This is a genomic window from Erwinia endophytica, from assembly GCF_009295515.1.
Taxonomy (GTDB): domain Bacteria; phylum Pseudomonadota; class Gammaproteobacteria; order Enterobacterales; family Enterobacteriaceae; genus Erwinia; species Erwinia endophytica.
This window is the reverse complement of record NZ_RQVV01000043.1, coordinates 1-11,454: the sequence shown is the minus strand read 5'-3', so window position 1 is coordinate 11,454 and position 11,454 is coordinate 1. Positions and strand designations below refer to the sequence as shown.

The 11,454-nt window shown below is 50.7% G+C and carries 7 protein-coding genes and 1 pseudogene; all 8 read right to left on the bottom strand.

From position 1 onward, the window contains the following. Positions 1-140 precede the first annotated feature (140 nt). Complete coding sequence (locus EH228_RS13165) at positions 141-566, bottom strand: DUF1240 domain-containing protein (RefSeq protein WP_152322110.1); 426 nt, start codon at positions 564-566, stop codon at positions 141-143. Beyond that, the gene (locus EH228_RS13160; protein ID WP_152322109.1) at positions 563-1,840 is read right to left on the bottom strand and encodes a PAAR domain-containing protein; all 1,278 of its coding nucleotides are present in this window, start codon (positions 1,838-1,840) and stop codon (positions 563-565) included. The genes EH228_RS13165 and EH228_RS13160 overlap by 4 nt, the downstream gene beginning before the upstream one ends. Before the next feature lie 30 nt (positions 1,841-1,870). Beyond that, positions 1,871-3,472, bottom strand: coding sequence for a type VI secretion system protein TssA (gene tssA / locus EH228_RS13155; RefSeq protein WP_152322108.1), 1,602 nt, complete (start codon positions 3,470-3,472; stop codon positions 1,871-1,873). Beyond that, entirely contained in the window at positions 3,472-6,954 is a 3,483-nt protein-coding gene (locus tag EH228_RS13150) for an ImcF-related family protein (protein WP_152322107.1), read from the bottom strand. Before EH228_RS13150 ends, tssA begins: the two co-directional genes overlap by 1 nt. Next, positions 6,951-8,159, bottom strand: a complete 1,209-nt coding sequence (locus tag EH228_RS13145) for a hypothetical protein (RefSeq protein WP_152322106.1) — start codon at positions 8,157-8,159, stop codon at positions 6,951-6,953. The genes EH228_RS13150 and EH228_RS13145 overlap by 4 nt, the downstream gene beginning before the upstream one ends. A 115-nt stretch (positions 8,160-8,274) precedes the next feature. Beyond that, entirely contained in the window at positions 8,275-8,742 is a 468-nt protein-coding gene (locus EH228_RS13140) for a hypothetical protein (RefSeq protein WP_152322105.1), read from the bottom strand. A 2-nt stretch (positions 8,743-8,744) separates the two neighbouring features. Continuing rightward, a complete protein-coding gene (locus tag EH228_RS20740; protein ID WP_338030661.1) occupies positions 8,745-10,925 on the bottom strand; it encodes a hydroxyethylthiazole kinase in 2,181 nt (726 codons plus the stop codon). Positions 10,926-10,939: 14 nt separating this feature from the next. Continuing rightward, positions 10,940-11,303: pseudogene (locus EH228_RS13130) on the bottom strand (DUF2345 domain-containing protein); the annotation flags it as partial. Positions 11,304-11,454: the final 151 nt, after the last annotated feature.

Genomic DNA, 11,454 nt, shown 5'->3' with positions numbered 1-11,454 from the left:
CTTCAAGCAGGTAGCGCATTTCCGCGTCGTAATAACGCAGGGTTAAGTCATCCATATTGATTTCTGCTTAGTAATTGTCGCATGAATATCATTATCAAATAAAACTTCACTGAATAAGTTTATGCTGGCGGTAAAAATGATTAATTATTACCCCCACCGCATACAGATGGCGGAAGCACATATTTCGTAGCCATTCCAGGCATCCATCCATCCGGGCGACCAGCGCATTTCACATAGCCTTTACTAGTAAGAGTCGAAGTGTATGCAAAGGAAAAGATGACAGAACTTACAAAAAACACACCAACCAAACCTATAAAAACTCTATTAGCGTTTTTGCATTTGATAATTGCCTGTTCCTCTCCGTGCCGCATAGCCAAATACCAGTATATACATGGAAAGAGAAGGATTATCGGAATCATTAGCAGAGCGGAAACAGTTGGTGAAAAAACAACATCACTCCCAAAATAAAATAGTTCACTAAATGCATCATTTGCAAACCATAAAGAACCAAACGATGAAACACACCAAATAATAAGGGTTCCAATAAACCTGCGTTTTGGACTCATAAGTCAATTACCTGTGAAGTTAGGTCGCCAATGTATTTCTTAACATACTGTTTTATCTCAGACTCGACGACCTGCCGGCCTTTTCTAAGCATTCCATTAATATACATAGCCCCTAAATCGAGTACATCGTTTGAAACCTCTCGGGATTTTTCAACAAACTCTTGTTGTGCAGATTCGATGTAAGGAGCCATAAACTCAACCAGGTTATCCGTAATATGATATTTCTTATCAATTGTGTTTAACACCCAGGCCAGACCAGCCCCAAAAACAAGGACTACTGCTATGTTCAGGACAACATATGCCGACATTGTATATAACCCAACGGCGTAAAGAGCTGCTGAAGAAATGCCTACTTTGACGAGGTCGGTAGCAAGTGTTCCAAGGAACATTGCAAGTGTGGTTTCATCATTCAATATGAAGTCAATTGTATCTATTACCGACACATAAACAAACCCGAGAATCGCGCCATCGACAATGGATTTCTGCAAACCAAATTTACCAACACCTGCCTCGATGATTTTCGGGTTCATCTCTGCAAAAACTGGAGCATTGAGCGTTTTCCTTATTGCCGCATAACCACTAATTTTTATCAGCCGTGTTCCTTTGTGGTTAACAAACACCGTCGCGGTAATACCGATACTTCCCAGTTTGTAAACCATCGCTGAAGCATTTGCTACATCATTGATATTCGTTGCATATGTTTTGACAGTATTTCCGACGGGATTTGTTGTGACATTTTTCCATGTTTTTTTAACAAAATCCCAGCCATCAATAACCCGCTGGCATTCCTCCAGCGTCAGCAAGAGGAAATCATGTCTGTTACGTCTTAGCATCCCCCGAACATTGTCATCCGGAACGGTATGGGTGTTAATCAACGTAGGATATCCCGGAGCTAACATCGTATCAGCCTTCGCGCCAGCCAGAAATGCCTGAGAAACAGCATTCGCTATAGATGTCTTTCCAGGCTCTCCTGCAGAGGAAGCGGCCCCACTGCTCTTCTCGTACGTATCATCCATCATCGACGGAATAAACTTTGCCTTACAGGGACAGGTACTGTAGCTGTCGAGGGTCCCGGCCATTCGCCTGTCGTGTATGGTATCGTTGTCGATGCCACCGGCTATCCTGTAAAGCCCGGCATGTTTACCGCAGGTCACACTATCCTGCTCCCGGGCAACCGGTTTATCAAACAGAGTGTGATCCTCTGCGCCCGTAGTGATTTTCCCGCCGCAGGTCGTTTTGTCACCCTGCACCAGATAAAAGCCTTCTGCTGGCATATGTTTCCCTTTAACTGAATTCTGTCCGGGTTATCCGCAAAGCACTACACTGCTTGCCGGATCGAGCGCAATCAGACCAGACAGAAGCAAATCCATCTCAGGCTGAAGCCGTGATTTATCGGTTTCACTGCGTGTGGCTTTCATGCGCAGCAGTCTGAGTCGACGCGATTTCACTTCAAACAGCAGTGCCGGTGTCCACTGCGTGAGGGTGATTGTCTGAGCTGCACTATCGAGCTCCCCCAGCAGATGCAGGGCCAGTTCATTTTTGCCCTTCTGCTCGGCCACGCGGGCCATCAGCAGACGCAGCAACCATTTGTCTTTTGTGGAGTCGGCGCCCGGGCGTGTCTGCAGCCAGTGAAGTGTTGCATCCAGACCGTCAGTGTCCGCTTTCTCCAGCGCTTCCGGCTCGAGAGCCAGGATATCGTTATCTGTCTCACCGACGGCACTGACCGGCTCATCCCGCCAGCCGGACATATCGTCCAGCACGCTCTGATTTATCCAGTTCAGCGTAACCTCATCGGCAAACGGCGTACCGTCGTTAAAGGCCAGGGTTTCAAGCCCGGTAAGGCGGCGCAACAACCCTTTCAGGTCGGCGGCGATGATGTCAGCCAGCACATCCTGCCCCGACTTAATCAGGGCCTGGTGGATATACCACTGCAAATCCAGCCAGAGGTGATTGGCGCCACGCGAGAAGGCGCTGTCTGCCTGCTCCAGTATTTCGGACCAGCTCTGCTGCAGATACAGGCGTTTGAGCATGGCACGCTGGTCTACACGGGGCGGTTCTATTCGGGTTTTCCCCTGTGCATCCGGGGCAGGAATACTGTGCAACGTGTCATGACGCAGGCTTTTCATCAGCCGGTGTGCCGCCAGCCAGCCATCGGGTTGCTCACGCAGGTACCCCGTCAGGGTACGGGCCTGGGCCAGTAAATCCTGACCGGAGGTAATGCGGCTCAGGACCGGCGCGTCAGACTCGGGAGTATGCGTGGGGGTTTGTGTCTGTGCCTTGTTTCCTGCGTTCTGTGGTACCACGGCATTCACACCACCGGCCTTCATCAGGCGAGATTCCAGCGCGCTGTACAGGGCATTCAGCTCTGGGCGTGACGCTTCCGGCTCTGTCTCCAGACTGTCGCGAATAAGCAGCAGCGCACCGGCAGTGCGCAGTGCATCGTCGCGTACCACTTCCGGCCAGAGTGACAGGCTGTCCAGCACACGGGAGCCTGCGAGCCACTCCAGCGCGGGTTTACGGCTCCGCTCGCGCTGAGGATGAAGCTGTGTTCCATAGCGCTGTACCAATCCCGCCAGCAGTTCAAGCCCTTCGGCAAAGCCGGTTTCCCCGTCCTGGTGCAGACGCGCCCAGCAGTAATAGGTGGCAACCCGGATATCTTTGGCTGTGGTGGTCAGCAGTTTTTCGGCAAGCGTGCAAATCATCCCGGTATCGATGCCGGAAAGTTTGTTTACCTCCTCACGAATACGCTGGAAGTCATCATCATAGCCAGGGTCTTCTCCGGTCGGACTGGTGTCGCTGACCGGAGCAAGCCAGACCTGCCAGTTTTCCGTGTGTACCCGCGCCTGTTGTCGCAGCTGAGTGTCGTCCGCCTGACAGGCAGCAATCAGATTTTGCAAAGTGCTCATTATTCAATTCCGTCCATGTCACTGTTTCCTGTATCGACCATCAGCGCCTGAGCGGTGGCGGCGCTGTCAACACTGAATATCTGATCCGGCAGCGTGAAACTGCGCAGATCCAGCAGCGCCAGCGGACCTTTCCCGAGTTGTGAACGCAGTACCCACTGCAGGGTACTGCCGTCCGGTGCGGTAAAGCTCATCATCCACTGGCTGCGGTCAAGCTGCTGGCGCCTGCCCTGGTCCAGCCAGCGAATAAAGCCCCAGGTCCCGCTGTAATCCCCGAACAGGCGCGCACCGGCGTTAACGGTGGTCCAGGTCAGCATGGTTCCCGGCTTATAGGTATCTCCCGGCCAGCGGAAGCTCTGCCAGTCGGTTATCTGGTTGAAGTAGTGCAACTGCTGGCCATCGATGGTCAGTTGCGTTTCCACCACCTGCGGTACAGGGCGCGCCTGCAGCTCAAAGCTGATGCCCTGACTTCCATCGGTGAACAGAATGTCTGACAGCTGGCTCAACTGATTAATCGCCCGCAGGAAGGCCGGGTTAAAGCTCAGCCCCTGGCTGTTGACCTTATCCGGTACCCACTGGCTGCCCTCTTTGTGCAGCACACCGCTGAGCTCTGTCGTCAGGAAGCGCTCAATACGTCCGCTGTCCTTGCGCAAAAACTCAGCCAGCATCGGCAGGGAGGCATCACTTTTACTCGCAGCGAAAGGGAAGCGCCCGTCAAAGGCGGTGTGCCAGTTGGCCACCACCGAGCGGCTCCATTTGTCATTCAGGCTGGCCGCCGACGGCTGAAGCACGGTCTCCCAGGCCTGGGTCAGCGGCTGCACGAACATCGTGCTGCCAAAACCACTCCACTCTTCGCCAAGACTTGCCGAAATCAGACTGCCGTACTGTTGGGTGTCGGTCAGGTCCACGCTTTTGCCCTGGAACACGGTCTGCGCCAGGGTCTGCATCATCTCCTGCGGATCAGAGGCACTGGCCACCTGCTGCAGACGCAGACGCACGCGGGTGATGCGGGTCAGATACGTCTGCAGGCTCAGGGAGTTGTCAGCCGACATGACGTTGCTGCCTTTGTTTTTACCCAGAAGCTGAAGCAGTGGTCCAAAGGTTTCATTGAGCGGCCCCTGCGGACCTGACGCAGACTGGTCAATCGCAGGTTTGTCTTTTCCGCCTACGAGGTCTTTAGCAGATTTGATGATGGAATCCGAAAGACCTTCGCTTTGCTGACCGGTCTGCCCCTGCCAGGCGATGGTATTCATCAGGGCAATCAGTGGCGACTGCCGAACGTCACTCATCAGCGTCAGCTGGTCGGTAACGTCTGCAATGTTGTTTGCCTGATTCCAGTGCAGACTGTTGAGGAAACTCAGCCAGCTGCCGGCAAAGTCGGTGAAGTAACGTTGCGTCAGACGCGCTTTCAGTGCTTCCGGCGACAAATCCGAGGAGACCGCTTTTCGGCTGTCGCTCAGCACCCAGTCAATTTCATCCCGGCGGGAATTTGCTACCTTTTCGATAGCCTGCTGAACGCCGCCTTCCCAGGCCTGGCGGGTGAACATGCCCGGCACCACCTCTTCGGTGGTAAACAGACGACGGGCATCAGTACCGCTGGTCATATCTTCCAGAGACACATCGGCAAAGTTACGACGCACGGATTTGAGCATGTTCTCGTACAGCGTGCTTTCAGCGTTACGCCGTCCAATCTGCTGCAACAGCACCTGGCGGCTCTGACTGACCAGCTGCGCATCCGGTGTGATTTTCCACTGTGGCTGCTTTGGCAGTTCGGTGATGTAGAAGGCCCATAAATCCGGCGACAGACTTTGCCACAGACCGGTGGAAATACCCATTCGCGTCGGCTGCACGGCTTTCAGGGTCTGTGCATAAAACGCACCGTCGACTTTATCCGGGCGGGCCATCATCAGCCAGGCTTTCAACTGGTCATAACCCGGTTTCGCCAGCTGTGCACGCTGGTCGCTGTTGGGGGCAGAATTCGCCAGCACACTGAGCTTCTGTGTCAGGGCGGCATTCGCCGGGTCGCGTATCAGGCGGTTGTTCGCCACGCCGTACCAGGGCAGCAACGCATCGAGCAGTTGCTGGTTATGGTCCAGACCGAAGCGCTGGTACCAGGGCGCACCTTCCTGAATACGGTGCTGAAGGCGGCCGGCGTCATTACGCAGAGTGTGCAGAGCCGTCAGCTGGTAATCCGACACGGAGGGATGATCCACCAGGGCATGGGCCTGCTGCGCAACAGAGACAATCTGCAGGCGGTTGACCGCAAACGACAGTAGCGTCCCCGCCCCCCAGACACCAATAATGGCCATCAGTGTCCAGGCAAGCGTCTGTTCCCACGCCATACCGACACGGCGGCCACGCACGCGGGTACAATCATCAACGATACCCTGCCAGGTCACCGGCAGGGTCAGCGCATGGCGTTGTGATCGCGGGACATATTTCTCAGCGTCAACAGGTGCAGTGCCGGCTGTTTCCCCTGCGGTAGCTGCAGGTTTATTCTCCGGCAGGCTGAACATCAGGCCACGCAGCGGAACGCGCTGCTGGGAGACAGCCAACCATGGCACCAGTTGCTGAGCCCAACGGGCGATACCGCCGTCTTTGAGGTGCTGGCCCAGGCGCAGCAGGAAGTCATGGCCGTTGTTTTCAGCGACCTGACTCACACCCTGCGCCCGTAGTGTCGGCAGCATCAGTTCAAGCTGGCGGGTAATATCGTCAGGCTTAGCACGCAGCGGGAAAATGGCCCCTACCGTCTGTTCAGTGCGTTTTGCCTGTGACCACTTGCTGTCGCACAGCTGCCACAGCCAGACCGGAGCTGAATAACGGAGCAGTTCACTGATTTTTTCCAGTCCGCGTAAATCGTTGTCGCTGGTTTGTGGAGTCAGATTAAGCGACTGTGGCATGACGCGCACAATACCGTCCAGCGGACGCCCGCGGCTCAATTTACGCAGCGCGGTATATTTTTCCTTATCAGGCTCAGCAGTCAGACTGCCGCCGTAAATCAGAACGGTACGGTTGCCTTCAAACCACTGGCTATCCTGCAGGCCAGGTACCAGTAGCTCGATTGCCGCCTCATCGCCAGTGATTAACAGCAGCCGGGTTTTACGACGCCAGTAAAGGCCAATACGGGAGCGGAGATGCACCCGAATCTTGTCACACATAGCCACCGCAGGGTGGACTGGCGCTTTATCATTTTCCCGTTTCTTTTTCTCATCATCACCGTTGGTATTGTCGACAAGCGCATTAAACTCCTGCTTACCGGCACTACGTACCGCCGCCAGGAGCACCATTGACACGATAAGGGCACATCCTGAAATACATCCGCCGGCGATAAGCCAGTAAATTTGCTGCTGACTACCGCCTTCAATCCCGGCAATATCCGGATGCTTCCAGACCATGAACGTCATAATGGCTAACAGCAAAAAGAAAATCACTGCGACAGCAAGATAGCGGCCTTCCGTAGTCTTCGGTGCTAAAGGTAGCTTCACAGATCCATCTCCTGTCGGGAAGCAATCGGGGTAATGAGCGTGCTCCACAGCACATTCTGTGTGGTATCTCCGCAGATAATCATCTGTGGTGACTGTGTTTGTCGGGCGATTTCAGTGGCGGCAGCGATCGCCAGCCAGGGGGCTGCGGCTCCGGCATGTCCCATGGACGTATCGAGCGAAATGACGGCTTCGTCCTCTACAGACTGCGCAGGATGTGCATTCTGACACGCGATCACTTCTGCGCGCTGCTCACCCGTCAGCCCGGCAAGCCATAAATTTTTCACGATATTTTCTTTGAGCGGGACGTTATAGGCAGCCATGTTCATCCCCTCACTCAGTTCACCTGATGGAGCAGCATCTGGCCTGTGCAGCAACGCGAGAGGTTCGAGCGCCTCCTGTGTCAGGCGGTTGCCAAGAAGCAGAGCAACGGCAGCTTCAGCAGTATTGTTTGAAACAACCGGATCAATCTGGAGACCAACAATCAATAACATCGCCTCATCTTTAATGCGGTGATCCAGCCAGTGGCTGACTACCGCCGGCCCATTGCTGTCTATATACTCAACAGCGCTGGTTATGCCGCTCTCCTGCCAGGCTTCCCGCCAGATATCCCAAACAGCAGGGATTGATAGAGATGACGAGACATCGAGGATGACAGCAAGCGAGGCGTTTTCCGGAAACTGGTCAACTGGCAGATCAGCAATGAGTTCTGAGAACAAACGTGAGGCGACCAATTCAGGAGTATCTTCTGGCTCTGTCGTAATACGGCTCAGCCGCTTGCTTTTCTCGTCTTTCCAGTCAGACTGCGAAATGATAATGCTGTGGTTATTGAGCATTTCAACGGCAACAGATGCTTGTTCATCTTTCTGATGGGCAGTAATAAATGTCGTATTCAACACCTGAAGCGCACGACGAGCCCTACGGGTCTCACTCAAGATCCATTGCTCCCGACGCCGGTCAAAACCATTCGCTTTGCTGTCCTGCAATGACCAGACCCACATGCGAATACTGAAACTCACAATCCATACAACGACAGGCGTGCCAATGGCAATTAACCAAAAGTGCCTGGTATCAATGTAGCGTCCGAATATACGCATGAGGATCACACTAATGACCAACATTGCCGCCAGGACAGCAAACCAACGTGTTTTTTTTGGTGTGACCGGTCGTGGGTAACGTTCTGGAAGATGCTTAAGGGAATAAAACATATTTTCTCAGCCAAATAACTACAATAAAACTTCAAACACTATACTTAACAAACTTCAAATCAGATGCCCCAGCAAACTTTTTGCAAGAGATCATCTAAGACTCAAACTTATGAATTTATAATGTTTTAGTTTTTTTACCAGATTTTGACAACTGATATACTTCTTCAATTAAATATTTATTTTTATCCAAAATCAGGTGATATTCAAAATAATCCATATCAGTGTCTGTATCTCCAAATCTAGACGACACTCCTGTTTTAATTATAACCCCTTGGTCATTTTTTTTAGTGCTGAGTATTTTTTCCCCATCAGCAATATGCAACGAGTATTGACCATAGACATCATAACCAATCCTGCTTGTAGATTGAGTGCAATACTTATTAAGTAATTTAATGTACTCATCTTTTGCCTGAAAACCTGTATCTTCACTTAGATTTTGCGTAGCTTCTTCATTCCACTGTTCATAGTCACTTATAAAGTTAATGACCGTCTGCTGAGGAGTCAATTTTGAATTTGAACTCATTGCAAATGTAGAAAAGGTCATCGACACAAATAACACGATTAGCAATTTTAAATATTTCATATTTATTCCTTAATGGCAAAATAATCGGCTTCTTGTTCTGTAGAATCGTTAAGCACATACCACGCGTGCTTAAACGCAGGCCACCTGACGTCCTCAAACGCCATTCTCCCTGGATTTATTCTCCTTGTAACCTCTTCTGCATCGTTATGAGTCGCACCTTGATCAGCCCAAAAGTTTATACCTAATTTCCCTGAGGCTACAAGTCGCCCATTGCGGCTTATATATTTTTGCTTACTGGACCAGTAATAACCTCCGGCATCAAATGCAAAAAATGCATCCTCTACAATCAGATCATTATGGGGTTCTGTAGTGAAATAATTAGAACCTGAACCTTGCCGATATTCACTGTAATGACCATAATTAGCCCTTCCAGTTAGGTGAATAGATCCTCGGCCTTTAAATCTAGCACCATCACCAGTCAGTGTATTCCCTAACTTATGACCCTGATCCGTGCCCGGGTCGTAGTGTACAGAAAAATAGTTCGCAGAGCCTAGCTCGACTAAACTATCGAACCGCCCGGTTTCAGCAGCCATCTGACCGAAGAAGTGTGAAATTCTGATTGGTGTATTAATTCCATATTTATTTAGTATTTTGGGGAGAGCCTCATTTATCGCCGCTGGACGTTTAACATCCCCTGCACTGTTCGTGCCCTCTTCGGTTAATCGCTTTGTTAGTTCATCAATGGTTAATGGATGTCGACGATCATAAACAGCCACAGGTGATTTTTGATACTTTCTCACCAATTTAATAATATCGTTCAGACTGAGCCAACTGCAAAGTCTCATGTGAGTAATAAAATCTACAGGGTTGAAATGCCACAATCTTCCGCTACCGAGAGCTCCTGAATCAAAACACAGCGCTTCTGCGTGTTGCTTAAATTTACCATAGTCTTCCTCACTCATTAGCGTACGTTCATTTGATTCCTGCGACCCGGGAACCTGCCATATGGCCGTTTTTTCCGGCGTACACTGCTCCCAGGGCAGACCTGTCATCAACCATTTATATCTGGCATCTATTGTGCCTTTTTCCCACTCGAATGGTAAACAGCAGATAAGCCTGTTGCTTTGAATTTCGTAACTGCCTTCTTCCTGCAACTTTCTTATGATCGCCGAATTACACTGACTGTGTGTATCGTTGTCATCATCAACCAGCAGCCATCCTGTCCAGTGGGGGAAATCTGCATCGCTAAACTTTTTGATATCGGGAGCGGCAAGATTTACCACCCCTGTTCCACCTGGATACCTGACTGTCATCCATAATGGTGCGTCAGCCGGAACCAGCGTTTCATTTTCCGTATTGATAACCCGGCCAAAACGAAGCAACTCAAATCCGGCACTGGGGCTCTGCATATAATTCCGCATAGCGGTTTTATAAAGATTGTATTCATAATCTTCACCATCGGCGTTAACCAGCGGCTCTCCCAGCAGATCATACTTCCCGTCAATTTGCGCATTTTTTTGCCGGGTCACCATCGTACAGTTGCCTTTTACCAGGGCCATGCTGACATACAGAGGCGCATTACTTGTATAGCGTTCAGAAATACCTGTTGTGGAAGTGCTGTTGTTTGCTGGAGCTTTGTCGTAAAACTTTGTTCCTGCTGGCAGATAAAAATGGATATCACCGTAAATAGCATCAGTTCGACCATCTTTCGAAATATCCAGTTCCTTCGTTTTTCGTCCCGTCAGTTTACTGATGTTGTCATCATCGCAGAAAATTTGGAAGTGAAATTCATTCTGGCCATCAGTCATTCCGGAAGAGCCAAGTGGGTCTTTCCGGTAAATTTTGGCGTCAGCTTTTATCTCAACTTCCAGAAACTTCAGATGCATATACAAAGAGTAAAAAACTACCTTACCGCCCTCTCCGGAACCTATTTCTGTCTCATGCTTTATCAGCACATAACCATCATCCGTCCCCCTTACAGGGGCATACTTTAATGGGAACTGGTCTCTTTTTTCTGGCGGGGACGGCTTGCGGAACGACACCACGGTCCCGTCAGCGATTGCCCTCACTTTCTCCGGTGTTGTGCCTACATCCGTATGTGATATATGGATGCCCCCATGCCAAGACTCTGAAGCATTCAGAGGATATCCCCGGCGAGCATTGACAGGCATCATCGCTTCAATCCAGTCTGCGTCAGACTGAGTGGCATCTTTATCTCTCAGAAACGGAGGGCTGATAATCATAAACTGACTCCTTGTCAGGAAAAACTGAATTTACTGGAAGGTTCTGTGGTTTCAGGAGCCACGTTTGGGAAGTCTTCTGGCTTGTTGGCCTTTTCTTTCCGCCCGTAGTGTCCGGCTTTAGTCCGGTACTCCCCCAGAGTGGCAGATTCAATGCCATTGGCATCAAGGGTGATATAGCTTCCCCCCCCCGTTGATCGTGACCTGCTTCTTGGCAATAATTTCGATACGATCTTCGGTACTGACTACGCTGATTTCTCCACGAGCGATGAGCTCCATCAAATCATTCTGTGCCTGCACCTGCACCGGACCCTGATTGGCTATCAGTTTGATCCCCAGCGTTCTCACAAACACGCTCAGCGTATTGCCAACCCCAATGAAAAAATAGCCTGATTCTACAGCGCCTTGCCCCAAAAAATGACACTATTTTCATAAGATAAATTATACTTTCGCATTATTTTATTTATGTCCATATAGTAAATAACTGCGCTTAATACCGCTTCACTTTCGTTAGCCCGTGTTTGTTGCCAGG

What these genes read in the sequence shown, in the direction of transcription:
- EH228_RS20740 (WP_338030661.1), bottom strand. Translation starts at nt 10,925, where the DNA reads ATGATTATCAGCCCTCCGTTTCTGAGAGATAAAGATGCCACTCAGTCT.
- EH228_RS13140 (WP_152322105.1), bottom strand. Translation starts at nt 8,742, where the DNA reads ATGAAATATTTAAAATTGCTAATCGTGTTATTTGTGTCGATGACCTTT.
- EH228_RS13165 (WP_152322110.1), bottom strand. Translation starts at nt 566, where the DNA reads ATGAGTCCAAAACGCAGGTTTATTGGAACCCTTATTATTTGGTGTGTT.
- EH228_RS13145 (WP_152322106.1), bottom strand. Translation starts at nt 8,159, where the DNA reads ATGTTTTATTCCCTTAAGCATCTTCCAGAACGTTACCCACGACCGGTC.
- tssA (WP_152322108.1), bottom strand. Translation starts at nt 3,472, where the DNA reads ATGAGCACTTTGCAAAATCTGATTGCTGCCTGTCAGGCGGACGACACT.
- EH228_RS13160 (WP_152322109.1), bottom strand. Translation starts at nt 1,840, where the DNA reads ATGCCAGCAGAAGGCTTTTATCTGGTGCAGGGTGACAAAACGACCTGC.